Raw genomic sequence first — 25,674 nt, 5'->3', positions numbered from 1 at the left:
CCTTTTACTGGCGGCATCAACCCGTCGCGATGGTTTATTGAGAAGTAGAGCTCCCATGAGAAGCAAGATCCTGTTCAGTGCCCTTTTGGTGGCCCTGTTGGTGGCCTGCACCACTGTCCCCACGACTTCCGCTCCCAGTGCCAATACCGACCATATCCGCCGGGATGTGGATTACTTGGCATCGGCTGAACTGGAAGGTCGCGATACCGGCAGTGAGGGTTATCGCAAGGCTGCACAGTATGTTGCGGAACAGTTCGAACGTATGGGGCTGGTCCCCGCCGGTGATGAGGGTTACTTCCAGGACGTGCCTTTCCGCAGTGCAAGCTGGAATGGTGCAGAGCCTAGCTTTGTCCTGAAAGGGAAGAGTGGGCATGTCACTTTCCGTTTTGGCGAGGACTTTATCGCAGGTCCATCGGCGGTCAGTGAGCGCAGTAGCCTGGAAGCAGATTTGGTGTTTGTTGGTTACGGAATCGAGGCCCCTGAGTACAACCTCAATGATTATGCTGGCTTAAATGTTCAGGGCAAGGTGGCGGTGATCCTGAGTGGACGTCCCGAGAGCCTACCCAGTGAAGTTGGAGCCCACTACGCTTCAAGCCGTAATAAGCGTGAAACTGCCGCCCGCCACGGGGCCGTCGGCTACATCACCGTATATACCCCGGAAAGGGAAAAGCGTCGCCCCTTTGCCCGCTATGCGGAGCATCGTCACGATGACACCTTTGATTGGGTTAATAGGGAAGGCAACCCGGGCAGTGCAACTCCCGGGTTGCACCCAGGTGTTATGCTCAGCAGCGAAGCAGCGGCCAAGCTATTTGTCGGTGCGCAAAGCAGCCTGGAAAGCATCTTCAGCGATATTGAAAAAGGTCAGAATCCGAAGGGATTTCCACTGCCTTACAGTGCAGCACTAGGTACTAGTTCCAAACATAAGGAAATTACCAGTCCCAATGTGGTGGCAGTATTACCTGGCAGTGATCCCCTTTTAAAAAATGAATATGTAGTCTTCTCGGCCCACCTTGATCATATTGGTAAAAAAGAGGATGGCCAAATTTACTATGGTGCCCAGGACAATGCAGCAGGCATAGCAGTAATGCTGGAAACTGCGCGTCTGTTCGTGGAATCCGGTCATGCACCACGGCGCTCACTATTATTTGTGGCTGTGACCGGAGAAGAGAAAGGGCTGTTAGGATCAGATTACTTTGCTGAATATCCTACCGTTCCTTTGCAGTCTATAGTAGCCAATATCAATCTTGATATGCCTATGCTGCTGTACCCGTTTCGCGACATTATCGCCTTCGGTGCCGAGCACTCGTCCTTGGGGCAGATTGCCGAGCGTGCCGCAGTGCGCAGTGGCTTAAAACTGAGCCCAGATCCCATGCCGGAAGAAGTGATCTTTGTTCGCAGTGATCACTACAATTTTGTGCGCCGAGGTATTCCCTCAATTTACCTGATTACTGGACGAGAGGCTCAGGATCCAAATATTGATGGTATCGCTATGCAAGTGGCCTTCCTGAAAGAGAGCTATCACAAGCCCGGGGATGCTCCCGATGCAGGGGTGAATTATATAGCTGCCAAGCAGTTTACCGAGGTAAATTACCTAATTGCCAGGGAAGTGGCAGATGCTGAGGGCAAGCCATCCTGGTATGAGGGGGATTTCTTTGGGGAGTTGTTTGGAAGGTAGCCCGTAAAAACTTCTTATTAAATCTATAAAAAATTTGTGAATGGATTCTTTTCTTCTGCAAGCTATACGATTGAATGCCATATGGCTGGTTACAAAGAGCAGAGCTTTCAAATTCAACCTGGTCTGAATGGTTGGAACATAGGTAATATTCTAATTGGCGGCCTTATTGGTATGCTGATAGTGGATCCTGCTACTGGTGCAATGTGAAAATTACCTAAATCGGCAAATATAACTTTACAGTCAAATACTGCATCTATTCCTAAGGGCGGACTGACAATAGCTTCTATTGATGAAGTTCCAGATGAAGCAAAATCACAGTTGGTACGAGTGAAGTAACTTAGGTAGTTTTGCTGGAAAAACCACCCAAAGGGTGGTTTTTTATTCTGATGATTCCTGTTTACATAACTCCAGCCATCGTTCAATTCCCGCACTTCTATATTTTTGTGTGTGCAAAGCGAAATAAAACTCTCTGTGAAAATCCCGTTGTGGTACAGGCAGCGCAATTAAAGAGCCTCGTTTTAATGCGTCAGCCAGTGAAACTTTAGATAGACAGCTAATTCCAAGACCGGCTTCCACGGCCCGTTTGATAGCCTCTGTGTGCTGTAGCTCTAAAAGAATGTGCAGACTGGGAAGTAAGCCAGCCATAGCCCGGTCAAAAGTCTGGCGTGTACCGGAACCGGGTTCCCGGGTAATCCAGATGGCTTTGAGCAGATCTCTGTCTGTTAGGCGCTTGCGTTTGGCCAGGGGATGAGAGGGGGCGCAAAAGACGACCAATTCATCACTGCGCCAGGGAATCATTTCCAGATCCGGGTGATTAAATTCACCCTCGATAAGCCCAAGGTCCAGCTCAAAGTTAAGCACCCGCTCTGTGATTACTGATGTATTAGCGACCTCCAGCTCCACTCGTGTGCCGGGCTGCTCTTCCATGTATCGCGCCATTACGTTTGCTGCCAGGTAATTGCCGATGGTTAGTGTTGCTCCTATTTTTAGGCGCCCGAGATCACGATGACTGGCCAGGCTCTGTTCCAGTTCCTGTGCCCTTTCCAGCAGCTCCTCCGCCTTGGGCCATAGTTGCCTGCCCAGCTCATTCAAGCGCAGGCGCTTGCCGGTGCGCTCAAACAGGCGCAGCTCAAACTGCTGTTCGAACTCCTTAAGGGCGGTGGAGGCGGCGGACTGGGACATGCTCAGGCTCTCTGCTGCGCGGCTCACATTCTCGTGATGAGCACAGGCAAGGAACACCTCCAGTTGGCGCAAGGTATAGCGCAAAGGGAAATCTCCACTTGATCGTTAAAATAGATAAGGAATATCGAAATATCCCACTTTGCCAATAGATCTTCCAGGGCTAAAATTCAACTATCAAGAGACTCGTGGAATAACCGGTTTTAAATTTATGTCCAAATTGAATATAGAGAAGGTGTTGGAAGTCCGTCATTGGAACGACACGCTGTTTAGCTTCAAGACCACCCGGGATTCGGGTTTTCGCTTTGAGAACGGACATTTCACGATGATCGGCTTACAGCAGGACAACGGTCGTCCACTACTGCGCGCCTATTCCATTGCCAGTGCCAACTACGAAGATGAGTTGGAATTCTTCAGTATCAAGGTTCCCGATGGCCCCCTGACTTCCCGCTTGCAGAAGATTGTGCCGGGCGACGAGATCTACGTGAGCCAAAAACCCACCGGTACCCTGGTGGCCGATCACCTGCTGCCGGGCAAGCGCCTGTGGTTGCTGTCTACGGGCACCGGCTTGGCACCTTTCATGAGCATTATCAAAGACCCCACTGTCTATGAGCGTTTTGACCAGGTAATCCTTACCCACGGGGTGCGCTATGTCTCTGAGCTGGCCTATCAGGAGCAGATCGAGAATGAGCTACCTGAGCATGAGTATTTTGGTGAGATGGTACGCGAGCAACTGCTCTACTACCCGACTGTGACCCGTGAGCCCTACCGCAATACCGGTCGCCTAACCGACTTAATGTTGTCCGGAAAACTTTTTACAGATCTGGATGTGCCCAAGCCGAATGTTGAAGAGGATCGCTTTATGCTGTGCGGTAGCCCGGCAATGCTGAAGGATCTCACCAATATCCTAGATGACTGGGGATTCAAGGAGACACGCGCAGGGGTACCGCACGAGTATGTGATTGAGCGCGCTTTCGTCGAAAAATAAGTTGGCCAGTCCAGCGATAAAAAACCACCCTTGCGGTGGTTTTTTTTTGGGTGAAATACAAACTCTCGAAACTATCCTGACCTTGTGAAACCCTTGTCTTCTATTTTGATTTGAGGGTGAATTTGCTGGGAGTGGCTAGATGAAGCAGTTTTCCCTGGGAGTACTACTGTTTTCCTTCCTGTGGTTAGGTGCCTGCACGCGGGTACCGGAGGGGGTTGAGCCAGTACAGAATTTCCAGCTGCAGCGCTATTTAGGCCACTGGTATGAAATAGCCCGTTTGGATCACTCTTTCGAGCGCGGGTTGACCCTGGTAACTGCGGACTACAGCCTCAATCCTGATGGTTCCGTCGCGGTCATCAATACGGGTTACTCCAAAGCACGTGATGCCTGGCAATTAGCGGAGGGGCGGGCTGAGTTTGTCGGTTCCAAGGATGTAGGCCACTTGAAAGTATCTTTCCTTGGTCCCTTTTACTCTTCCTATATCGTAATTGCCCTGGCAGATGATTATAAATATGCGATGGTGTCCGGATATGACAAATCCTATTTGTGGATATTGTCCCGCACCCCAACTATGCCAAAGGATGTACTGGAGCAATTTATACAGAAAGCCAAGGCGATGGGTTATCCCGTCGATCAGCTGATATTCCCCAAGCAGGAGGCGCAGCCGGGTAATAAACCCTCCGCGCAGTCTTCAAGATAAGGGCCTGTTTAAGATTCTGCGCTCCCTCCACCAGCTTGTGCAGACCAATAACAGCAAAATCAAAGCCGGCCATTGGCGCTCAATAGGCATTTTGCCTGAGTGACGATTATCAACTGGCCCCAAGCGTGCGGCGGCCATTTGTCGGGCCTCCCTGGCATTTAGGGACCGTTGCCACTTGGGCCAGTCCTGTTTGGCAAAGATATAGAAGTTTAATACCGGCTCCCCATCCATATCAGTCTTAAGCTGATGCCAGCCAGAACCCTGTGGCCAGAAGCTGTAGCACTGGCCCTGGGAATTACTACTTACGGCGACACCACTGATAGGTAGGGAGTTTTCTTGGGAGCTTAATAATATTGGTCTCTGATTAGAAAAAAGTGGGCTGCATAGGATGGTGCGTTCCTGAGTCCGCGGTAACTTATTGGAGAGGGTTACTGGCGGCTGACTACCCAAATGCTTGAGTTGGTAATCAATAATGGACTTCCACAGGCTGGCGAATTCAGTAGCAAACCCACTGGTTAGCCAGCGGTGGCTGTCGCTAAATAGAATAAAACCCAAGTGCTGCGTCTGGGTTGAACGTCCCCAGAAAAGGGGAGTTTCTTCATTATCCAGTAAGAAGTCACTGGAGCTGGGCTGCACGGCTATAAAGCCAGAATTGCGCAGTGGGGGAATCTCCGCATTGGCCGCTTTTTGGTAGCCAAAGCCGGAGTGTAAACGGGTATCTTCTCCCTTTTGCAGAGGCATGGATTGGGCTGCAGCGTATTGGAGAAACTCTTCAGAGCTATCGCCACTGACTAACCATAACAGTGACTTTGTGGTGGCCAGCTCGCTGAGCTGATGTTTTTGTTGAGAGGAGAGTTGCGGCCACAAACTGCTATCGAGAATGACTAAATCGAAGGGACTTTCCTTTGTGAGTAGATCCGCAGACTCGGTAAGTGGAAGCCCATTGAGAGTCTCTTTTCTACTAATTTCAGGTGCCAACTGGGTCATCACTTGTGCTGCTACACCGGATTGACGCAGCCAGCGGGAGAGGGCGGCTGTCTCAAAAGAGGGGCGTGCCAGCCACAGTAACAATTTGGGCTGGAGCGGTTCTCGCACCAGGATGGGTAAAGGATCTGTATGGATTTCGCCGGTTTCGCTTTCCGTCCGTACTCGGTATAGCTGGGGGCCCGCGAGTTTTGGAGTGGCAGTGAGTTGTGCCTGAATTGCTTCTCCCACTTTCAGCTCAAGACTGTCTTCAATATGGCCGTAGGGATTGAGCAGACTAATTTGTCGGTTTTCAGTCAGTGGCTGGTTGTTGTGAACCTTTAACTTTAAAGAATCACCCAGGGTAATTCGCCGCTGCCAGTCGAATTCCCAGCTGCTATCAGATTCCTGGATATTCGATAGCTCCAGGCGCACTGGTGCCAGGTCCCGCAGTTTGTCGCGGCCGAGTGGCTCCCCATTGAGGGAGATATTTTCCACACCATTGAGATTTATTGGATGTGAACTCGCCAGCGCTTTGCTGTCGATAGAGATATTGCGCTCGGCGGGAATGATTGCCGGTGGCTGCCAGAGCATCCAGGCACTTAACCAAATCGCCAGTTGCAGGCCATAGTCGAACGGTTTGGCGCCTCGGCGGCGCAACAGTACGAGTGATGCTAAACAGGCCAACAGGCACAGGCCGGGTATCAAGAAATCAATCACAATGATTTCCCCCCTTGCTGGTGTAGCCAACGGCTGAAATGGCCGTCGGCCTCTGTTTGCAAAGGCAGTGAAGGCGCAGATTCCGGTGCTGGCAGTAGTTGATAGAGCAGCTGATTCAGGGAGTTTGTGCAATCAATGCAATTCGGTTGCTGGTGGCGCTGCTGGTATAAACGCAGCTGTTTGGATAGCTCCAGGCCGAGATCCAGTGATTGCTCTGTGGCTAGCTCATTTATCTGCACCAGCAGATCGGTATCGAGTTCGGCGCCAGCATCTACCTGGGCCATTAGGGCGAGCACCTGTGCTCTTTGTTTTTGTTCAAAGGCACTGTCGACAGTTTCTGGCGCTACGTCTTCCCGTTCACCGCTAAGCCGGCGGCTTTCGTCTATGGGGGGCGCCTCGAACCCGACTCTCTGTAAGTAAATACGCGAAGCCTGCTGTACTTCCTTGATAAAGCGCAGAGCCCGGTGCTGATGGGGCAGGGAGGCCTGGGGCTCTATAACCGACAGGTCGCGCCAGGAACTCCACATGGCATTCAGCGCGTTGCGCAGTAGCTCCTTGGTCTGGGGGTCGAACAGGGTGGCATGTTCAGAGCTGTCATGCTGATGCCCGGCGGAAGCGACTATGCGTGCTGCCTGTTGGAAGTGGGAATCCCGCTGTACGAAGGGAGTCGCATTTTCTTCGCCATGTGCCTGGTGCTCACCTTGTTCTGTATGATCGTGGCTATGGCCGTGTTCGGACTCCTCTTCATCATCGTGCTCCTCGGTCTCTGCGCCAGAATGCTCCGCTTCCGAATCCTCTTCGCCGAGAAAGCGGCCGTAGCGCATGCGCAGCAAATTCTGTTCATAGGCTAAACCCTCGGAGCGTTTGCGAAATGCCTCCGGATGCAGCTGTTCTCGCTCGGATAGCAGGGCCTCGGTATCAATAATCAGCTGGCGTTGGCTGCGGAAGTACTCCGGCAATATTTTAATCGCCATACCCTCGCTGTCGCTCAGCCCGAAAATCTCTTCTTGCGGCCAGCGCAAGATAAAGTGTTGGCTCTTGGCAACGTTGGCGCTGGGCTCGCGGTTATCCCTGGCTTCCAGATACCAGTAGAGTTCATCTCCCGCTTCCATGGAAAACTGGTGGATGGGCAGGGTGAAATCGTAGCGAGCTGCTTTCTTATCTTCCGAGGGGCTTGTTGATAAAGCAGTGGATTGCAAACTGGTGAGTGGAATACGCTCTTCGCGAAAGCGTAAATTTTCCCCGGTGCCGCTGGCGAGGGTGACCAATAAATCTGCAGAACTCACCTGGTAATCATCACTAATTATTACTTTCACGGGAATACCTTGGGTGCTCCCTTGAATGGTATCGACGCGCAGGCTGGGTGCCTCAAAGGTAAACTCCGGGGCACTGTCTTTATGCACCCGAATATTATGGATTTCCGGCAAAAGTATTTGGCTCTCCGCGAATTGCACTGAAAGCTGGTAAAAGTCTGCCTTAGCGATAGTGCGTTGTAATTGCCATTTTTTACTGGGTAGATTACCTAGCGGAGAAAAGGCGAAGCGCTCAGTTTCGGCCAACATTTCCAGCCCTTGCACCGGCTGATTCAATTCGAGTTGCCACTCGACCTTGGACTGCTCCGGCACATCGATTTGTAGGGATTGGCTTTCGGCTGTGAGCCCAGTGTAGGCGGGCGGCTGGATATGGGTTGCCGCGCGCATTATGGCAAGCTTTTCGGCAACGGGAATAACTGTATTTTGTTGCGTGGTCTCAGTTTTATCCCCGGTGAAGTGAGAATCGCTCAGTACAAATAACAATAGTCCCAGGCAGGCACCAAAAGCATTTGTCAGGGCACTGCGGAGTTTTTTTGGACCGAAAGGCGACCGGTCGCCACTTTCCAGCAGTTGTTGCAGCGCTGTTTCGATACGCGCGCGCTGTAATTGCTGCAATGGACTTAGGTTGGTTTTCTGTTGGCTAAGCAACTGGCTGCTGTCTTGCAGCTGTGGATATTGTCCATCCAACTGTCGACATAGGTTTTCAGGGCTTGGGCGCCAGCTGCGATCCAATAGAATGGCTACAACAATAATTCCGAGCCAGGCGAGCAATTGCCACTGTGGCCAGCCGAATACAAAAATGCCCAAGCCAGCCAGAAGGCTGAGGCCAGTGGCAAGCCAGAGATAGGGCCGCAGGGCTGTCAGGTGCCAGCGCCTGCGCACAGCGTTAAGGGTGGACTGGTGCTTATGCATGGTCGGCCTCCCTATTACTAACGGTTGCCATAATGGCTGGGGGGCGAGATAGGGCAATTAGGCGTTCAAAGGCCAGAAGTAACAGTAGGGCGATAATTAACCAGGGTTGCAGTTGTTCAATACGACGGTTTTCCACCTCGCTGTCTTCTACAGGAAGGCCTGCCACTACTTTATTGGCAGACCAGTGGCCACGATTTTGGTGTTGCAGAGCCCAGTCTTGCCCAGACCACTGCTGCCATAAACGTTCAGGTAAATCCGCGCGGCGATAAAAGGCCTCGCTATACCAGTCACTTTCGTAGCGCAGCCAACTTCCCCGTCCCACTGAGGCCACCTGAGCTGACTGGCTGTTATCCACAGCAACGAAGTTGAGATTATCGGCAGGGGGGATACTGTTGTCGGTGATTAACAGGCCCCCATCTGTAACAAATTCCAGCACGGCTTGTGGCAGGGGAGCGAGGCCTGTGTAGATCAGCCAATCTGTCTGCTCCACGCTGGGCGTATCTTCTCGTTCCAGAGTTTGCACCGATAGTCCTGGCATATTGTTGTGCCAGTCTTCCAGCACTGGCGCCCACCAACTGGGCGGTTTGCCCATTAAAGCGATACTCGGTAATGCCGGGCTTGGAGCTGTGGATGCTTTGTAGAGGCCGTGCCACTGCCAATGGGGACTGACTCTTAGTGCCTGGTGGGATGCTGGAACCCCATTGTTTATCAACAGGATATGAGCCCTGCGCAAATCCGCCCGGCGTGATAGTGCTGATAGAGTTTTCCACAGGTCCACATTTTGTGGTGGGGGTGAGGTTACGGAAGGTGTTTCTGGGGATAACCACAGCACTTTATAACCTTCCCCCACAAGCTGCGGCAGTGAATCGTGGATAAATGTATTCGCTTCGCCCGCCCCAATTCTGGGGTCTACCAGTATCACGCCCTCTTGGGGATAAATTTCCCGTTTAATCAGCGGCTGAGCCAACAAACTTGTCAGCAGGGCGACGATTAGCAGGCGCAATAGCAGCAACCACTTGTTATCCACAATAGGGCGGCGCGCGCGACTCTGTGAATATCTTTGTACCCATTGCAGCGCAGCAAAGGAGATCTGCTGTGGATTACTTCGGCGCAGCAAATGAATGGCGACAGGGATAATCAGGGCTGTGAATAGCCATAGCCACTGTGGGGATTGAAATAAGTTATTTATCCACAACATCTCAGCATAACCTGCCGTGCAGCTGAATAAATTGCCGCAATGACTTTTCCACAGGCTGCTCGATAAGGTCGGTCTGTAGTGAACATTCCTGTGTGGCAAAGCGTGCTTTTAACTCGCTCTGTGCATGAGCAAAAGCATCCAGGTAAGACTGGCGTTGCCGCTCGGCGTCCACTTCTAAAGTTGCGGGCGTACTGGCGCTTACTTCTGGATTGAGCAGCTTTAGCTCTCCGCCAAAAGGAAAAGTCTGTTCTGCCTCAATTAACAATTGCAGTGGCAGGCAGGGGCGGCCGGCGGCATGCAGGCGTGCGACAAAATCGCCGATCTCATTACCTTGTTCAAAAAAATCACTCAGCAATACCACCTGACAGGGCCGCTCAAAGTATTGCCACAGCGGCGCCAGTTGAGCGCGATCTGGCCAGTGGTCGCTGGCGTCGAGTTGTTGTAGCTGAAGGGCGATTTGGCGCTGGTGGCTCTCACCCTGGCCTTCGGGCACATAAACCGTCCGACTGCTGTTAAACGCCAATAGGGAATAGCTGTCTCCCTGGGCGTTGAGCAGCCAACAGAGGCTGGCAATCCAACACTTGGCGTAATGCAGTTTATTCAGGCTGGGCTCGACAAAGCTTGCCTGGCCCAGGGAAGCGCTGGTATCGAGCACAAAGCACACGTGCATGCGGCTCTCCTGCTCGGTCTCGCGCACATAGTAGCGATCGCTGCGGGCGAATAGTTTCCAGTCGATATGACGAATGGAATCACCCGCTTGATAGCCTCGGTATTGGTGAAATTCCAGACCGGTGCCACGGCGCTGGCTGTGTTGCACACCGAGCATCACGCCCTCGGCGATATGCCGCGACAGCCACACCAGGTCGCGACAACTGGCCAGGGTTTTGGGGGACAGGTATTCCACGCTGATCAGTCCCGGCCCGGTTCCGGCACCGCTGTCAGTAATTCGTCAATCAGCTGTGGCATCTGCACGCCATCGGCCTGGGCCTGGAAGCTGAGCAGCACCCGATGGCGCAGTACCGGTAGTAACAGGCTGCGGATATCCTCGCGGGTGACGGCGAGGCGTCGTTGCAAAAGGGCCCGCGCCTTGGCGGCGAGAATCAGAGCCTGCCCCGCGCGGGGACCGGCGCCCCACTTGATCCACTGTTGCAGGGTATCGCTGCCGCTGGTTTCCATGCGTGTAGCGCGCACCAGTGTCGCCACGTAGCGGTACAGATCGTCGCTGACATGAATTTCCCGCACCAGTTTCTGCATTTCGCGCAATTGCTCTGCATCCAGGCTGGGGCTGGGTTTGACCCTGCTGGCACCGGTGGTGGAGCGCAGGATTTCAACTTCATCCCGCTCATCGGGATAGTCGATATGAATATTTAACAGGAAGCGGTCCAGCTGAGCTTCCGGCAGTGGATAGGTGCCGGCCTGTTCGATGGGGTTTTGTGTGGCCAGTACGAAATAGGGATCGGGCAATTTGAGTGTTTTACCGCCCACCGTTACCGAGCCTTCCTGCATGGACTCCAATAGGGCTGCCTGGGTTTTCGGCGGTGTGCGGTTAATTTCATCGGCGAGCAGGATATTGGTGAAAACCGGGCCCTGCTGGAATTTAAAAAAGCGCTTGCCGGTGCTGTGATCCTCTTCGAGGATCTCACTGCCAAGAATATCTCCGGGCATTAAATCCGGGGTGAACTGTACCCGCTTAAAATCCAGCGCACTGGCATCGGCGAGGGTTTTTACCAGCAGGGTCTTACCCAGCCCCGGCACCCCTTCGAGCAGGGCGTGGCCCCCGGCCAACAGGCAGATCAACATCTGCTCCACCACGGGTTTCTGGCCGACAATCACTCGCGCAATCTCCTGTTGCAGATTGTCGAGGCTGTGCAGTTGTTCTTCGATACTATTTTCCAGGGTGGTCAGCATAATCAGCTCGTCAGTGCGTAAATAACAATGTTCACCGCAAATTTTGTGTTATCGATGGCGAGCCAGCGTTTGTTGCGGTAGTCGTAGTCCCATTCGCAGCCGAAATCTTTGTTGCTGTAAAGCACGGCGATACGGCCGTTTACAACAATGGCTTTCAGGTAGTCGTGTACCAGATCATCACCCCAGCCATTTAATTCAAAGCTGGTTACCGGCAATTCATCGAATTGAAAGAAACAGCGGTAGAGGTCGTGATCGTCCGGGAGCTTTTGCAGGCAGTCTTCACCAAACAGCTCGGTCATTTGCGCTTCGAAGGATTTGGCAAAGAGACCGTCGATATCGTGGTTGCAGTCGTCGACAAATATAAAGCCACCGCGATTGACGTAATCGCGAAAATTCTTTGCCTCTTCCGTGGTGAACTGCACCAGCTTGTGTCCGGCCAGGTAGCAGAAGGGCGCCAGCAGCATTTTCTTATCGGCCAGCGGCACTATGTGCTCTTTGGGGTCAACCCTGAGATTGGTGTACTCCACCAGAGAATTGAGCAGGTTGGAGGGCATGCGCTGATCCACATCCCAGTCACCGGATTCGTACATCAAGCGGGTGAAATAAAAATCGTAGTGCTCCTGCGCACTACCCGGTGCGGTATTTTGCGCGCGTGTACCCATCGGCAGCGCTGCGGCGCAGCTACCCAGGATCAGGCGCTGGAGAAAAGCCTTGCGGGTGAGGGACACGGGATAACTCTGTTACTGCGTTGGTTTTTATTGTTGAGAGCAAAGGAAAAAAGGTGCTCCATTCGAGACACGCTGTAAATACATCCCTGTACGCTCGTAATCGGCATCCATGCCTCATACGGTCTCAAACGGAGCACTTTCTTTCCTTCTACCCATTTATTTTCAATGCTGGGAGCTGACTGGTTTGCTGGCCAGCTCCCGCCTGGATCATTGGTTAGCCCAGCTTGCGCTTGGTGTTAATCACATTGATACCGTCGAAGCGTGCAGTGGAACTACCGTGGGATACCGCACTGGTTTGCATCGGCTGTCCCTTACCGTCAAAGAAGGAACCACCCAGGCGGTAATCATCTTTGTCGCAGACCTGCGAACAGGCATTCCAGAATTCCTGGGTGTTGGACTGGTAGGCGACATCCTCCACCATGCCGGTAATCTTGCCGTCTTCAATCTCGTAGAACAGCTGTCCACCAAACTGGAAGTTGTAGCGCTGCTGATCGATGGAGAAGGAACCGGCACCCACAATATAAATGCCTTTCTCCACATCCTTGATCATATCGTCGACGCTCAGCTCCTCCTTGCCAGGCAACAGCGAAACGTTGGACATGCGCTGGAATTGCACGCTGGACCAGCTGTCGGCGTAGCAGCAGCCGTGGGATTTCTTTTGCCCCAGCATATGTACCTGGTCGCGGGTGGCCTGGTAGTTCACCAGCACACCGTCTTTTACCAGATCCCAGTTGCGGGTCTTCACGCCTTCATCGTCGTAGCCGACGGCGCCGAGAGAGCCGGGCTGTACCTTATCGGCAAACAGGTTGACCTTGTCGCTGCCGTATTGGAATTTGCCGCTGCGCCATTTATCGATAGTGGCGAAAGAGGTACCGGCAAAATTGGCCTCGTAGCCGAGCACGCGGTCCAGCTCCAGTGGGTGGCCGACGGATTCATGGATGGTGAGCCACAGGTGGCTTGGGTCCAACACCAGGTCGTACTTGCCCGGTTTGACCGATTTAGCCGTGAGCTTTTCCTTGGCTTGTTGCGCCGCCAGACGTGCGTCTTCGGCCATATCGTAGGAATCGCGGTAGAGCACTGTCTGCGCTTGGATCTTGTCTTCGGCGCGGCCATCCAGGTATTCAAAGCCGCGTCCTACCGGCTGGCTGAGGCCCTGGCGGGTGCGGAAGCCGCCGGTTTTCTTGTCCACTGCGGTAACCGAGAAGGGCGCCCACAAACGGTGAACATCCTGGTCGATATAGGAGCCGTCGGTAGAGGCAAAATACTTTTGTTCATTCACCAGGTACAACATGGAGTTGATATAGCTGGCGCCGGCATCCATAGCGGACTTGTTCACGTCCATCAACAGATCCACCTTGTCGGCCAGGGGGATCTGCATAGCGTTTTTCTGGATGGGTGTCTGCCAGCTCACCTCGCCGTGGCCTTTTACCGGAGCCAGCTGTACTGGCTCCTGCTGGTATTTGGAGTTGGCCTTGGCCGTGGCTACTGCCTGGCGGGTGGCGCGAGCGACGCCATCGGCTGTCAGGTCATTGGTGGCAGCAAAGCCCCAGGTGCCGTTGGCAATAACCCGAATCCCCATGCCGATAGATTCGGTGTTCACCACGTCCTGCACTTTCATCTCGCGGGTGATCACGTATTGATTCAGGTAGCGACCAATACGCACATCGGCATAAGTGGCGCCGAGTTTAGTGGCGGTATTCAGAGCTACATCGGCAAATTCTTTTTTTACCGAGAGATCAATACCGCTTTGGGTCAGTTTGCTCTCGGCCACCAGATTGCCGGACAGCGGCAACATGGAAACACCCAGGCCGGCACCGCTGAGCTGGAGAAATTTTCTTCTATCCATTTCGTTATCCTCGATGGGTGCTGGCGGTTAAACGGCGTCGGAAAGGCTGCTGAAAGTAAAATCGCGTACTTTCAGTGCGGGAATCATGGCTGATATGCCCCACATCCCCACTCGCTGGGGTACGCCCATATCCTCAATATTGTTGAGCATGATTACCGGGCTCTCGTTGAAGCGGAAGTTCTTCACCGGGTATTTGATCTTGCCGTTTTCGATATAGAAGGTGCCGTCACGAGTGAGGCCGGTGAGCAACATGGACTGCGGATCGACCATACGGATATACCAGGTGCGGGATACCAAAATGCCGCGGCGGGTATTTTTGATCAGTTCTTCGGTGGATTTATCGCCGCCCACCATAATCAGGTTGTTGGGCTCGGGGACCACTTCGCCTTTGCTTTGCTCGGCCCAGTAGCGACTGCGCGCCAGGTTTTTCACCACGCCATTTTTCACCCACTCGATGCGTCCAAGCTGCATAAAGTCATCGTCGGTCCAGGGTTGAGCTGGCACATCGAGACTGGTGGGGTCGGAGTAGAAATTTACGCGCTTGTCGAACATCTTCTCGCCGGTACGGTTGCCGCCGCCCTTTTTGCTCATAAAGCTGCGGCCTTCGTCGGCACTGCGCGCATCGAAGCCGCTCATCATGTAACCCACCAGGCCGGACACCGCATTGGGCTCCAGGATCACGGTGTACTTGCCCGGTTCCAGGGCGTGGGCTTCCTGGGACAGGACCGCCTTGTCGATGGCCACAGAGGAAGTGCTGCCAGTATTCATCGCGCCGAAATCGGTAACGTCACTTTCAGCCCAACCGGAACCCAGGCCATTCTCGGTGCGCATGGTTACGGTGAAGTTGGCAGAGGTAGAAGCGTGGTAACCGAACAGGCCTTTGCTGGTGGCGACTGCCGCAAAAGAGCGCTGGTCTTCCAGGTAACCTGCGGCAACCACTTTCTTTTCCTTGGCTGCAATAATGGAATCTGCCGCAGCCTTGGCGCGCTGGTCTGGAGTGATATCTGCGGTGGACTTGGCGAAGCCGTCTACGCTGACATATTTCTGCGGTCCCAGCATCGGCATGGCTTCCGGGTTTTCCGGAGACAGCTTGGCCAGCTCTTCGGCGCGACGCATCACTTTTTCCAGGGAGGCATCGCTGAATTCATTGATGGTGGCCACACCGGATTTCTTGCCGAAACGGGCCTCTACAGCCAGCTCGATATCGTTGACGATGCCACTGGTGGAAACACTGTTGCGCGCGTAGCGAATATTGCCGGTCTCGCTGCCGGCCAGTTGCGCGCTGGCTTCATCGGCGCGGCTGTATTTTAAAACCTTGTCGAGAATACGCTTCGCTTCACTTCTACTCAGAATTGCCATTGCCTTTTCTCCAATTACTTATTCTTGTGCGCCCTTCAGGAAATCTTGCGCTTGGTATTGATTACATTAATTTTGTCAAAACGGGTGGTGGAGCAGCCGTGGGATACGGCGCTCACCTGGCTGGGCTGGCCTTTGCCATCGAAGAAGGTTCCGCCCAGGCGGTAATCACTGCTGTCGCATATCGCCGAGCAGGAATTCCAAAATTCCTGGGTGTTGGACTGGTAGGCGACGTCCTCAACCTGGCCGACGATCTCCCCGTTTTTGATCTCGTAGAACAGCTGTCCGCCGAACTGGAAGTTGTAGCGCTGCTGATCAATGGAGTAGGAGCCGCGCCCGACGATGTAAATGCCTTTTTCCACATCGCGGATCATGTCTTTGGCTGAGTACTTCTTCTCGCTCGGAGCCAGGGAGACATTGGGCATGCGCTGGAATTGCACGCTGGACCAGCTATCGCCATAGCTGCAGCCGTGGGATTCCTTTTGGTCGATCATATGTACCTGATCGCGGGTAGCCTGGTAGTTCACCAGGATGCCGTCTTTTACCAGGTCCCAACGCTTGGTTTTAACCCCTTCGTCGTCATAAGCGACGGCACCGAGGGAGCCCGGTTGTACTTTGTCGGCAAACAGGGTGACTTTGTCGCTGCCGTACTGGAACTTGCCGCTGCGCCACTTATCCAGGGTGGCGAAGGAGGTTCCCGCATAGTTGGCCTCGTAACCCAGCACGCGGTCCAGCTCTAATGGGTGGCCCACAGATTCGTGGATGGTCAGGCATAGGTGCGAGGGTTCCAGTACCAAGTCGTACTTGCCCGGATCGATGGATTTAGCCGAAAGCTTGGCCTTGGCCTGCTCTGCCGCGAGCACCGCATCCTCGGCCATATCGTAGGAGGCTTTGTAGAGCGTGGTCTGTCCGCGAATCTTGTCTTTATCGTGGCCAGCCAGGTATTCATAACCTCTTCCCACTGGATCGCTGAGGCCATTGCGCGTTTTGAAAGCACCACTCTTTTTATCTACAGCGGTCACCTGCATGGGCGCCCACAGGCGGTGGATATCCTGGTCGATGTAGGAGCCGTCGCTGGAAGCAAAGTATTTCTGCTCATTGACTAAATACAAGGAAGAGCGGATATAGCTGGCTCCGGCTTTGAGTGCACCGTTATTAACATCCATCAGGAAATCGACTTTCTCACTGATGGGCACCTGCAGGGCATTCTGTTTGATCGGTGTCTGCCAGGAAACCGCGCCTGCGCCTTTAACCGGTGCCAAGCGCACTGGCTCGGTCTGGTATTTCGCGTTGGCCTTGGCAACCGCAACCGCCTGGCGTGCGGCGCGGGCAACGCCATCGGCAGTCAGATCGTTGGTGGCGGCGAAACCCCAGGTGCCATTGGCGATTACGCGGATACCGGCGCCGAGGGATTCCGTATTGACGATATTCTCCACGTTGGTTTCGCGGGTCATAACGTACTGATTGAGATAGCGACCGATGCGCACATCGGTATAACTGGCTCCGGCTTTGCGCGCCGTATTCAGCGCGACATCTGCCAAGTGTCGTTTGTGCGAGCTGTGCATGCCCTCATTGAGCAGTTGCTCGGCGCTGACCTGAATGCCCTGTAGTGGTAATAAAATACCACTGGAGCCGACGCCGGCGATCTTGAGGAATTTTCTTCTTTCCATTGGCTACCTTTATCCCCCCAATAGGGTTTGGGGGTGTGCTTATTGTTATTGTGCCCGATACATACAAGAGGCCCGGCCGGGCGCCTTGTCCAGACAACAAACCTATACAGGTAACAGGCCATGATTGCTTTTGTAAAGTGTTGGTTCGGTGAAATGAGGTTTGCTAGGGGCAAATGGTTACGGAAAGAGGAGGCGGATGAATCAAGTTGCTAGATGGCTGCGCGTTGGCGTACCTCAGAAAAAGTCGTTTCTGTAAGCAGTTTACCATTACGAAACACTGGTCTCAGTAAATTCTTGTAATGATTTACATCCTCCAGACGAATGGTTCTGAAGTCGCCATTTTCGCATTGAATCAGGGCCAGGCGTCCGCGCTTGGATTTTTTCTCTGGCCCTGTGCGCGGGTCCTTGTAGATGTCCCGCCAGATACCATTGATGCGAATAGCACTGGCTTTCATGGCAAAGCTCATTAAATCCCTATCGACTTTTTGCAGCAGCCCGCCTCCCATACCGAAAGCTACATTCTCAGCACTTTGCTTATGCTTCTGCATTGCCTGCAGTATTTTGGGAATAGTGAAGCGAGAGATGCTATCTCCCTGGATAACACGAATATACTCAGGCAAAACACGGTAACCTTTGCTGTTGATGTGAGCTCCAAATATATGCATCAATCGCTCTATACAATCGACAACGATCTGCACAGGGTTGCCGGAGTCTGGGCGGATAACCAAGGTCCCACCACTGTTTTGAATCGTGTTTTTTAATTGGCCACCCCAGATATTTTCCACTGCGTGCCATAAATCATAGCTATCACTGACCACAGCAACGGTTTTATTTTTACCGGAAAAATGCTGCAGAATGTTTTGATAGGCCAATGCTTCCCCATCTCGGCCCCACGCAGTGATGGTGCTATGCTCTGCCGCCGGAATAGAAAATCCGGGCATATCGGCATGGTAAAAATTTCTCGCACCTATTATTCCCGAGAGAGTATCTGTTCCGTGAAAATTCACCAGATGAGCCATACCGCCCAACATGGCACTTTCCAAGCTACTGGCCCCACGCGCACCGAAATCGTGTAATTGGAAGGGGAGACTCTTTTGGCTGTCGGCCGTTTGCTGTAAATAATGCGCAATGAGTTTTTTAATTTCCCGGCTCTGTGTGGCGACAGTACAGGGATACCAGAGAGCACGCACTAGTGCGGTCTCAAGATAACTGGTCAACCAGAAACAGGATGGGCAGGTATTAACAATTTGTGCCATGACATTGTGTAAAGGAATGATGCCTCCCTCCTCTACAGCACAAATCTCTAAAGGCAGCAGTCCTCGATGTTTACTGACGATATGTTCCCAGCCTGCGCGATTAAAGGGCAAACCGTGGGTTTCTAGTAGCTTTTTTGCCTCTTCGATATTGGCAATTGTGATAGGTCTTTGTAGGTACTGCTTGATAAAAGCTTGTAAACCAAAAAATACCGTTTCAGAAAATTCCCCGCCGCGGCACTCGATATAGCTGCTAATAAATTCCGTACCTGGTGGATATTGCAGGTAGTGGCTGGCTTTATAGCTATCGACATTGAGAATCAGGTTTTCTATCGACATTACATCCGTCAGTTGGCGATGGAACTACTGGGTGTGTCGCCAAAAGCCCGTTTCTGGGTGTGGGAAACAAAAATATTTTTGCGGAAATTCATCTCTGTTAGGATGTGTAAATTAAAACAACTGGCGGTAATAAGAACAATTCCTTACAAAAGTCTCCTGAATTATAGATAGCACAGTTACTAGCATAATATTTTCCTGCGTCGGTTGGTTCTGCCGTACTAATAAGCCATATGAGTTTTAATTGACCCTGTGCATAGTGGTGTGTACTTTTGTATACATGGCAGGTAAGGGATCATTATGCTCAATAAAACACAATCTATATCGGCACGCCTATCGGCGGAAGATTATGCATATTTGATGTCGATTGATCGCAATGGGGCGGTCACCCAAAGTGAAAAAGTACGCGAAATTATTGCAATGGCGAGGGAGTCTATTGGCGGGGATTGTCTTTCCCGCAGCTATCTCTCCTCTGCAGAGGCCATGCTGCCATTAAAGGCTCGTTATCTGGAGGAAAACCAGCGGAGTCTGTTGATTGAGGCGGTAATGGAGTTGCTCACAGAAGGTGCCGCCATTATCAAAGTTTGTGCGGGTAAAGAGCCAATGGCACCGGAATTGGAGAAAGACTTGTTGCCGAGTGTCGAGGCTTTCCTGGAAAAAATGTTGCTGATGTCACAACAGAGTAATCCACGGAGCATTCACCGTGATTCCGCCGTGAGAATTCGTGAATGCCTAGAAGGTGAAACTGCGGAATAAGTATCCGCACAAATGAGTTTTATGCTTAAACAAGCAGCAGTATTCATCTTGAAATAAAAGCGGTAATTCAGCAGCCCGTTTTGGGAAGTAATTAATAAAGTTTGTCAGAATTTGAGGGACTTGGTCTGGCTTTATTGGAAATTGAAATAGTAAAAGGAAAGATGATCTTGAGAGAAGGATTAATTAAGCGCATTTCACGCTTAATCTCTGTGTCTGCGAATTCAGTCGTGGGCTCAGTTGAAGCCGCTGCGCCAGAGTCAGTAATGGAACAGGCAATTCGGGATGTGGATGATGCGATTAAGGATGTGCGAGGCCAGCTAGGGAAAGCAGAGGCATCTAAGTATCTAAATAGTAGAACGTTAAACGACGAAAATACACGTCATAAAAATTTAGCTGAACAAATTACCATCGCTATAAATGAAGGTCGTGATGATTTGGCTGAAGCCGCCATTGCCAAGCAAATGGATATTGAGGTGCAGCTTCCAATTTTAGAGAAAGCGATCAGTGAAAATGAGATAGAAATAAAGGAGCTAGGCTCCTATATTCTTGCTCTGCAAGGTAAGAAGCGGGAAATGCGTGAGAAATTGCAAGAATTTATCGCGGTCAATAAAAATGTAAGAGGTAGCGTTGTTGCTGATGAATATGGTAGGGATAGAAATTCGAAAGCCCAGGTAGAACAAGCTACAGATGCATTTAATCGAGCAATAGATAGTACAGCTATATCGACATTTGATTCCGAAATAGATGCCAGCAAGTTAGCAGAGCTTGAGGAGTTTGCACGAAAGAATCGTGTGAAAGAACGTTTAGCCAAAATTAAGTCGGGGGGCTGATGATATTCTTGTTGCAAGATCAAAACCTGATCTTCACTGGTGCGCTAATTTTAATGTTTATGATAGCGCTTCTTGAAGGTGTGATGACATTGATTGGTGTTGGTATTTCAGATCTACTCGATAACATGCTGCCGGATATTGATATCGATGGGCCGGATGGTGGTGCAACAGGTGGATTGACTAAAGTTTTGGGCTGGTTGCGCTTTGGCGAAGTACCAGCACTGATTCTTTTAGTGGCATTCTTGGTTGGCTTTGGTGTTACCGGTTTACTGATCCAGGTGTTTGTTGAGTCTACTTTGGGTCTGTTATTACCGGGCGGCCTGTTGGCCCTGGTAGTTTTTTTCCTGGCGCTGCCACAGGTGCGCTTTGTTGGTAATTTACTGCGGCGTTTCGCTGTCGGTGATGAGTCTGAAGCGGTGAGAAGAAACTCCTTTATTGGCAGAGTCGCGGTAATTACTGTCGGTAAAGCCGAGGCAGGATCACCCGCAGAAGCACGCTTTAACGATGAATATGGCACCACGCACTATGTGATGGTGGAGCCTGATGAGAGTGAAACTTTTAACCAGGGGGAAAAGGTGTTACTGGTAGAGGAGTTGGGTGTGCATTTCCGTGTGACTCGTCCAACCAGCGAGCACCTGATGGAAAGTAATTAACTGGAGAATCTAGAAGTGATAGGAAACCTACCCATTGTAGTATTTATTGCCGGTGCAATACTGGTTGGCCTGATTGTAATCGGTACCATTTTCGCGCGGCTTTATACCCGTGCCTCTAAAGAACGTTCGTTTGTACGTACCGGCATGGGCGGGCAAAAAGTCATCATGAATGGCGGTGCATTGGTATTACCGGTTTTACATGAAATTATTCCGGTAAATATGAATACCTTACGTCTTGCGGTATCCCGCAAAGAGCATCAGGCGCTAATTACCAAGGACCGTATGCGCGTCGATGTGCTCGCTGAGTTCTATTTGCGTGTAAAGCCCGATGTCGAGGCGATAGCCAACGCGGCACAAACTTTAGGCCTGCGTACTTTGGACCCCGAAGCCTTGAAGGAAATGATTGAGGGCAAGTTTGTCGATGCGTTGCGCTCTGTGGCCGCTGAAATGGAAATGGCGGAGTTGCATGAACAACGCAGCCAGTTTGTACAAAAAGTACAACAGGTGGTTTCTGAGGATCTGTTGAAAAACGGACTGGAACTGGAGTCTGTTTCTTTGACCGGCCTGGACCAGACTCACAAAGAGTTTTTTAACCAGGATAATGTCTTCGATGCTGAAGGCCTTGCCAGCATGACCCGTTCTATTGAAGCGCGTCGTAAAGAAGTTAACGACGTTGAGCAAGAGACTATGGTACAGATCGAGAAGAAAAATCTCGAGGCAGAGCGTCAGAAACTGGAGATCGATAAAGAAAAACGCTACGCACACTTGGAGCAGCAGCGCGAGTTGGAAAATCGTGAAGCAGCACAAAAAGCAGATATCGCCCGTGAATTGGCTGCACAAGAGAGAGGCGCACGTCAGGCGGAGATCGAAGCTCAGCGTGAGGTTAGCCAGTCCCAGATTGCTGCAGAGCAGGCTACAAAATTGTTGGAGATTGAAAAGGAACGTCGCCTAAAGGAACAGGAAATTGAACGTGAACGTATCCTTGATGAGCAGCGTATCTCCAAAGAGAAATCTGTAGAAATTGCGGAGCAAGAGCGGGCAATTGCTGTTGCGGAAAAATCCAAAGAGCAGTCCCAGGCAGACCAGCAGGCCAACGTTGCACTGGCTGAAGCGGTAAAAGCAGAAGAGCAGGTGCGCACCGCCAAGGACGTGGAAGTGGCAGAGCGTGATAAACGTATCGAGATTATTGAAGCCCAGAAAGTGGCTGAGCGTCAGGCTACCGGTATTAAAGTAATGGCCGAAGCGGAGAAGTCAGCTGCAGAAGATAAAGCCGAAGCACTTCGCCTGCAGGCTTCTGCAGAGGCAGAGGCAATTCGTATTAAGGTTGAAGCAGATCGTGAGAAATATGCGGTGGATGCTGAAGGTCAGCGTCTGATGAACGAGGCATACAACAGTCTCAATGAAGCTCAGATTGCACTCAAGAAGGTGCTGAGCCTGCATGAGAACCTGCCCAATATTATCCGTGAGAGTGTTAAACCGATGGAAAGTATTGAGGGAATGAAAATTATTTCTGTTGAAGGTTTAAATGGTGTGGAAGGTCGTGCGTCCAGTGGAATTCTGGATGGAGAATCGGAAGCTAAAGGCCAAAGCCTGCCGGAAGCTTTAGTCGGTAGCGCTCTGAAGCACCGAGCGATGGCCCCTTTAGTGGATTCTCTCTTGAAAGAAGCGGGTGTAGGTAACTTAAGCAACCCCGTTGAGACTGAGGTTTAATATTTTTCAGATTTTGTAGATAAATGTTATTCAGGCTTTATTTACAAGTTATTCAACTAATAAAAACTCTAATTTATCAACCCAGGTCTTTAAAAAAAACCTGGGTTATTTTCTTAGGGAAAGGAAATTATGAAACGCTGTACCAGTTGTAAAAAAGGTGTGCTCAAACCAGTTGTTATTGAGGAATTGTTTCGTGCACATACCTGCTCTAGCTGCGGGGGAAACTGGATTCTGGTTGAAGACTATCTGACTTGGAAAAGAAAAACCCCCGAAAATCATTTTTCAGATAACTTAGATGTGCTGAATGAAGTGGTGGCAGAAGATACCAAGAAAGCTATTTTATGTCCGGTAACAGGCATGATCATGCAGAAGTTAAAAATTACTGCAGGCAGTGAACACCGTTTAGATTATAGCCCGGCAATTGGTGGTATTTGGCTGGATAAGGGAGAGTGGGAGCTTCTGAAGGCTGAGGGGCTTGCTGCTTCTCTGAACTCTCTAGTCACTCATGAGTGGCAGAAAAAGGTTAGGGATACTAAAGCACAAGAGACTTTTTCTGAAGTTTATCGGAGCAGATTTGGCGAAGAGCTATATGAGAAAGTAAAAGAGGTCCGTGAGTGGTTGCACTCCCAAGAACAGAAAGCGGATATGCTTGCCTATTTGATAGCGGAAGACCCTTATTCTGCCGAGCGCTAGTTGCTAGTTTTTATAGTGTTATTGATCTGGGGGCAAGATTCACTCCTGTCCCCTTTAGCTAAATAATTGCTACCCAATTGTTATTCAAGTTGACTGTTGTTGGCTCGCTTCTTGATGGCATTAAGAATCACTAAGATCGATTATAAGATCGCTTTAATTATGATATAGAAGCTGCCTACATTTTTGTGATTGAATTTCTTCGTTTCTAAACGAGACGATAGGCTATCTAAGAATGGGAATTGTTTTCCTTATTTAATCGAGGAAAGCCTCATTGTCACCTAAATCATCCGTCTCTGGATTTTCTAAATCAATGTTTTAATAGTAAAAAATATTTGTATGAAATTGATAATTTGTTCTCAATTTTTTTTCGAGAGGATTTTGTAGGCGTCTTTGAAAATTAAAATCTTGATGTTAATCTAATTTAGGTCGCTAATTTGTTTAACTGTGACAATTAACATATAAAAAAATAATTGAGTTAGGAAGATGACTATTAAAAAATTATTCTTAGCGGTTTCTTTAATTGTTTGTTCTTTTACTGCATTCCCTGCATTTTCTGCAGATCTGGTGTGCAACCTTAATGTGAAAGCTGGAGGAAGTGTATTTGGTAATGGCACGAACCGCTGTGGTGGCCTCGATTTCAGTTTTGGGAATTCAACTTCGGGAAGCTGGGAAATTACTAATATCACCAAGTCTATTGATCGTATTAATTGGGTGAAAGGTTGCAGCTCGGGCTTATACTGTTCCGTGACAGTAAGGGCTTATTCGCCTAACCAAGCTGAAGTCTATATACATTATGTTGATGGAAGTATTGAATACTTGGAAGGCTCAATGTTTTACGAAACTGGACATTAAGTTAGTAATTTAAGTTAGTAATTTGGCGCCGATTGTTCTATCGGCGCTTCTATCTATCAGTGGACATCTGCTTAATCAGATAATACTCACGCCAATTTTCTCGCTTCAATTACATGGCGAACCCTCTCATCATCGGCTTTTATTAAAGCCATGGAATACAAGGACTATTACAAGATTCTCGGTCTGGAGCGAAACGCTGATCAGGCGGAGATTAAACGTGCCTATCGAAAGCTGGCACGTAAATATCACCCGGATGTCAGTAACGAGGAGGGTGCAGAAGAGCATTTCAAGGAGGTAAATGAGGCCTATGAGGTGCTTAAAGACCCCGAAAAGCGTGCAGCCTATGATCAGCTAGGCGCCGGTTATCAGTCTGGACAGGACTTTCGGCCGCCTCCAAATTGGGATCAGGGATTTGAGTTTCATGGTGGTGGTTATACCAATGCTGACCCAGAGGCTTTTAGTGACTTCTTCGAAAGTCTTTTTGGCCGGGGTGGATTCAGCCAGGGTTACGGTGGCAGGCAGAGGCGCCAATTTAGTGCCCAGGGAGAAAATACCTATGCGCGAATTGCCATAGACCTGGAGGATAGCTACCGCGGTGCCACCCGCCAGATCACTCTGAAGCACTCGGTATTGGGTGCGGATGGGCGCCCACATATGCAGGAGCGTACCCTCAACGTAAAAATTCCTAAGGGTATTACTGAGGGGCAGCAAATAAGACTGGCAGGACAAGGTGAACCGGGTATTGGTGAGGGGAAGCCGGGTGATCTGTATCTGGAGATCAACTTTAATCCCCACCCTCTTTATCGTATTGAGGCTAAGACCGTCTACTTGGAACTGCCTCTGGCACCTTGGGAAATCGCATTGGGCGCTAAGGTACAGGTGCCAACACCAGAGGGGGCGATCAAGCTGACAATTCCAGCTAACAGTGAAAATGGCAAAAAGCTTCGCCTTAAAGGCCGCGGCATTCCCGCCAAACAGCCGGGGGACATGTATGTTGTGTTGCAGACGGTAACACCGTCGGCGTCTACAGATGCACAGCGCGATGCTTACCATAAATTCAGCGAAGCGTTTGAATATAACCCGCGTAAGTCTATGGGGGGTTGGGAGTGAGGATCAAAAAACTTGAGCGGGTGACCGGCATCCTCTTGGATGAAGATAGTGAGCTAAGCCTGAGCGAATTGTGCCGGGCTTGTGGAGTTCCTGCAGAGCGAATAATTGCCCTGGTGGAGGAGGGTGTAATCGAACCCCGCCACCGGGAACCACAGTGGCGCTTCAGTGGTATCTGCGTGCGCCGAGTTCGGCGGGCATATACCCTGGAGCGTGATTTAGGTGTCAATTTGGCCGGTGCGGCTCTGGCTATCGAATTACTAGAGGAAATTGAGAGGTTACAGGCACACTTGGCGCGGCTAGAGGCGCGCCACAGGCGTAAATAATA

At 50.9% G+C, this 25,674-nt stretch carries 22 protein-coding genes; 11 read left to right on the top strand and 11 right to left on the bottom strand.

Annotated elements, in window-relative coordinates; genetic code table 11:
* The first annotated feature begins 55 nt into the window (after positions 1-55).
* On the top strand, positions 56-1,675 hold the full coding sequence (locus tag ABWV76_RS09175) for a M28 family metallopeptidase (RefSeq protein WP_353375819.1): 1,620 nt from the start codon (positions 56-58) through the stop codon (positions 1,673-1,675).
* Between the two features lie 378 nt (positions 1,676-2,053).
* On the opposite strand, the gene ABWV76_RS09170 is transcribed toward ABWV76_RS09175, so the two are convergent.
* The gene (locus tag ABWV76_RS09170; protein ID WP_020413802.1) at positions 2,054-2,941 is read right to left on the bottom strand and encodes a LysR family transcriptional regulator; all 888 of its coding nucleotides are present in this window, start codon (positions 2,939-2,941) and stop codon (positions 2,054-2,056) included.
* A gap of 124 nt (positions 2,942-3,065) precedes the next feature.
* On the opposite strand from ABWV76_RS09170, the gene ABWV76_RS09165 reads away from it, so the two are divergent.
* The gene (locus ABWV76_RS09165) at positions 3,066-3,842 is read left to right on the top strand and encodes a ferredoxin--NADP reductase (RefSeq protein WP_020413801.1); all 777 of its coding nucleotides are present in this window, start codon (positions 3,066-3,068) and stop codon (positions 3,840-3,842) included.
* 139 nt (positions 3,843-3,981) lie between these two features.
* The gene (locus tag ABWV76_RS09160; protein ID WP_020413800.1) at positions 3,982-4,542 is read left to right on the top strand and encodes a lipocalin family protein; all 561 of its coding nucleotides are present in this window, start codon (positions 3,982-3,984) and stop codon (positions 4,540-4,542) included.
* Here the strand turns inward: ABWV76_RS09160 and ABWV76_RS09155 are convergent.
* From ABWV76_RS09155 to ABWV76_RS09110, 10 genes are all read right to left on the bottom strand, one after another.
* Positions 4,534-6,225, bottom strand: a complete 1,692-nt coding sequence (locus tag ABWV76_RS09155) for a hypothetical protein (protein ID WP_353375818.1) — start codon at positions 6,223-6,225, stop codon at positions 4,534-4,536. The genes ABWV76_RS09160 and ABWV76_RS09155 overlap by 9 nt on opposite strands.
* Positions 6,222-8,450, bottom strand: coding sequence for a hypothetical protein (locus ABWV76_RS09150; RefSeq protein ID WP_353375817.1), 2,229 nt, complete (start codon positions 8,448-8,450; stop codon positions 6,222-6,224). The genes ABWV76_RS09155 and ABWV76_RS09150 overlap by 4 nt, the downstream gene beginning before the upstream one ends.
* Entirely contained in the window at positions 8,443-9,648 is a 1,206-nt protein-coding gene (locus tag ABWV76_RS09145) for a BatA domain-containing protein (RefSeq protein WP_353375816.1), read from the bottom strand. The genes ABWV76_RS09150 and ABWV76_RS09145 overlap by 8 nt, the downstream gene beginning before the upstream one ends.
* A 1-nt stretch (position 9,649) precedes the next feature.
* On the bottom strand, positions 9,650-10,552 hold the full coding sequence (locus tag ABWV76_RS09140; RefSeq protein ID WP_353375815.1) for a DUF58 domain-containing protein: 903 nt from the start codon (positions 10,550-10,552) through the stop codon (positions 9,650-9,652).
* A gap of 5 nt (positions 10,553-10,557) precedes the next feature.
* Complete coding sequence (locus tag ABWV76_RS09135; RefSeq protein ID WP_353375814.1) at positions 10,558-11,556, bottom strand: AAA family ATPase; 999 nt, start codon at positions 11,554-11,556, stop codon at positions 10,558-10,560.
* Positions 11,557-11,558: 2 nt separating this feature from the next.
* Complete coding sequence (locus ABWV76_RS09130) at positions 11,559-12,284, bottom strand: DUF4159 domain-containing protein (RefSeq protein ID WP_353375813.1); 726 nt, start codon at positions 12,282-12,284, stop codon at positions 11,559-11,561.
* A 214-nt stretch (positions 12,285-12,498) separates the two neighbouring features.
* Positions 12,499-14,130, bottom strand: a complete 1,632-nt coding sequence (locus ABWV76_RS09125) for a TldD/PmbA family protein (protein ID WP_020413793.1) — start codon at positions 14,128-14,130, stop codon at positions 12,499-12,501.
* Positions 14,131-14,157: 27 nt separating this feature from the next.
* Positions 14,158-15,489 (bottom strand): TldD/PmbA family protein, encoded by a 1,332-nt coding sequence (locus ABWV76_RS09120; RefSeq protein WP_020413792.1) that lies wholly within the window; start codon positions 15,487-15,489, stop codon positions 14,158-14,160.
* Positions 15,490-15,524: 35 nt separating this feature from the next.
* Positions 15,525-17,156, bottom strand: a complete 1,632-nt coding sequence (locus ABWV76_RS09115) for a TldD/PmbA family protein (RefSeq protein WP_020413791.1) — start codon at positions 17,154-17,156, stop codon at positions 15,525-15,527.
* A 209-nt stretch (positions 17,157-17,365) separates the two neighbouring features.
* A complete protein-coding gene (locus ABWV76_RS09110; protein WP_020413790.1) occupies positions 17,366-18,748 on the bottom strand; it encodes a nicotinate phosphoribosyltransferase in 1,383 nt (460 codons plus the stop codon).
* Positions 18,749-19,045: 297 nt separating this feature from the next.
* Between ABWV76_RS09110 and ABWV76_RS09105 the strand changes: the two genes are divergently transcribed.
* The 8 genes from ABWV76_RS09105 (at position 19,046) to ABWV76_RS09070 (ending at position 25,672) form a co-directional block, all read left to right on the top strand.
* On the top strand, positions 19,046-19,501 hold the full coding sequence (locus ABWV76_RS09105; RefSeq protein ID WP_020413789.1) for a hypothetical protein: 456 nt from the start codon (positions 19,046-19,048) through the stop codon (positions 19,499-19,501).
* A gap of 101 nt (positions 19,502-19,602) precedes the next feature.
* Positions 19,603-20,331 carry a PspA/IM30 family protein gene (locus ABWV76_RS09100; protein ID WP_020413788.1) on the top strand — a complete coding sequence of 243 codons (729 nt, stop codon included), beginning with the start codon at positions 19,603-19,605 and terminating at the stop codon, positions 20,329-20,331.
* Positions 20,331-20,984, top strand: coding sequence for a YqiJ family protein (locus ABWV76_RS09095; protein ID WP_020413787.1), 654 nt, complete (start codon positions 20,331-20,333; stop codon positions 20,982-20,984). Before ABWV76_RS09100 ends, ABWV76_RS09095 begins: the two co-directional genes overlap by 1 nt.
* A gap of 15 nt (positions 20,985-20,999) precedes the next feature.
* Complete coding sequence (locus ABWV76_RS09090) at positions 21,000-22,694, top strand: flotillin family protein (RefSeq protein WP_020413786.1); 1,695 nt, start codon at positions 21,000-21,002, stop codon at positions 22,692-22,694.
* A gap of 129 nt (positions 22,695-22,823) precedes the next feature.
* Positions 22,824-23,387 (top strand): TFIIB-type zinc ribbon-containing protein, encoded by a 564-nt coding sequence (locus ABWV76_RS09085; RefSeq protein ID WP_282951983.1) that lies wholly within the window; start codon positions 22,824-22,826, stop codon positions 23,385-23,387.
* A gap of 483 nt (positions 23,388-23,870) precedes the next feature.
* Positions 23,871-24,239 carry a hypothetical protein gene (locus ABWV76_RS09080; RefSeq protein WP_020413784.1) on the top strand — a complete coding sequence of 123 codons (369 nt, stop codon included), beginning with the start codon at positions 23,871-23,873 and terminating at the stop codon, positions 24,237-24,239.
* Between the two features lie 150 nt (positions 24,240-24,389).
* Positions 24,390-25,349, top strand: a complete 960-nt coding sequence (locus ABWV76_RS09075) for a DnaJ C-terminal domain-containing protein (protein ID WP_020413783.1) — start codon at positions 24,390-24,392, stop codon at positions 25,347-25,349.
* Positions 25,346-25,672: a chaperone modulator CbpM gene (locus tag ABWV76_RS09070; RefSeq protein ID WP_020413782.1), complete on the top strand. Its 327-nt coding sequence runs from the start codon at positions 25,346-25,348 to the stop codon at positions 25,670-25,672. The genes ABWV76_RS09075 and ABWV76_RS09070 overlap by 4 nt, the downstream gene beginning before the upstream one ends.
* Positions 25,673-25,674: the final 2 nt, after the last annotated feature.

This window comes from Microbulbifer sp. NBRC 101763, from assembly GCF_040371615.1.
GTDB lineage: Bacteria > Pseudomonadota > Gammaproteobacteria > Pseudomonadales > Cellvibrionaceae > Microbulbifer > Microbulbifer variabilis.
Note: the sequence above shows the minus strand (reverse complement) of the source record. Positions and strands in the feature narration are given on the sequence as shown.

Bases quoted from the DNA above. Each gene is read 5' to 3' on its own strand.
- ABWV76_RS09175 (WP_353375819.1), top strand. From the start codon at position 56: ATGAGAAGCAAGATCCTGTTCAGTGCCCTTTTGGTGGCCCTGTTGGTG.
- ABWV76_RS09165 (WP_020413801.1), top strand. From the start codon at position 3,066: ATGTCCAAATTGAATATAGAGAAGGTGTTGGAAGTCCGTCATTGGAAC.
- ABWV76_RS09160 (WP_020413800.1), top strand. From the start codon at position 3,982: ATGAAGCAGTTTTCCCTGGGAGTACTACTGTTTTCCTTCCTGTGGTTA.
- ABWV76_RS09150 (WP_353375817.1), bottom strand. From the start codon at position 8,450: ATGCATAAGCACCAGTCCACCCTTAACGCTGTGCGCAGGCGCTGGCAC.
- ABWV76_RS09145 (WP_353375816.1), bottom strand. From the start codon at position 9,648: ATGTTGTGGATAAATAACTTATTTCAATCCCCACAGTGGCTATGGCTA.
- ABWV76_RS09135 (WP_353375814.1), bottom strand. From the start codon at position 11,556: ATGCTGACCACCCTGGAAAATAGTATCGAAGAACAACTGCACAGCCTC.
- ABWV76_RS09125 (WP_020413793.1), bottom strand. From the start codon at position 14,130: ATGGATAGAAGAAAATTTCTCCAGCTCAGCGGTGCCGGCCTGGGTGTT.
- ABWV76_RS09120 (WP_020413792.1), bottom strand. From the start codon at position 15,489: ATGGCAATTCTGAGTAGAAGTGAAGCGAAGCGTATTCTCGACAAGGTT.
- ABWV76_RS09115 (WP_020413791.1), bottom strand. From the start codon at position 17,156: ATGGAAAGAAGAAAATTCCTCAAGATCGCCGGCGTCGGCTCCAGTGGT.
- ABWV76_RS09110 (WP_020413790.1), bottom strand. From the start codon at position 18,748: ATGTCGATAGAAAACCTGATTCTCAATGTCGATAGCTATAAAGCCAGC.
- ABWV76_RS09105 (WP_020413789.1), top strand. From the start codon at position 19,046: ATGCTCAATAAAACACAATCTATATCGGCACGCCTATCGGCGGAAGAT.
- ABWV76_RS09095 (WP_020413787.1), top strand. From the start codon at position 20,331: ATGATATTCTTGTTGCAAGATCAAAACCTGATCTTCACTGGTGCGCTA.
- ABWV76_RS09085 (WP_282951983.1), top strand. From the start codon at position 22,824: ATGAAACGCTGTACCAGTTGTAAAAAAGGTGTGCTCAAACCAGTTGTT.
- ABWV76_RS09080 (WP_020413784.1), top strand. From the start codon at position 23,871: ATGACTATTAAAAAATTATTCTTAGCGGTTTCTTTAATTGTTTGTTCT.
- ABWV76_RS09075 (WP_020413783.1), top strand. From the start codon at position 24,390: ATGGAATACAAGGACTATTACAAGATTCTCGGTCTGGAGCGAAACGCT.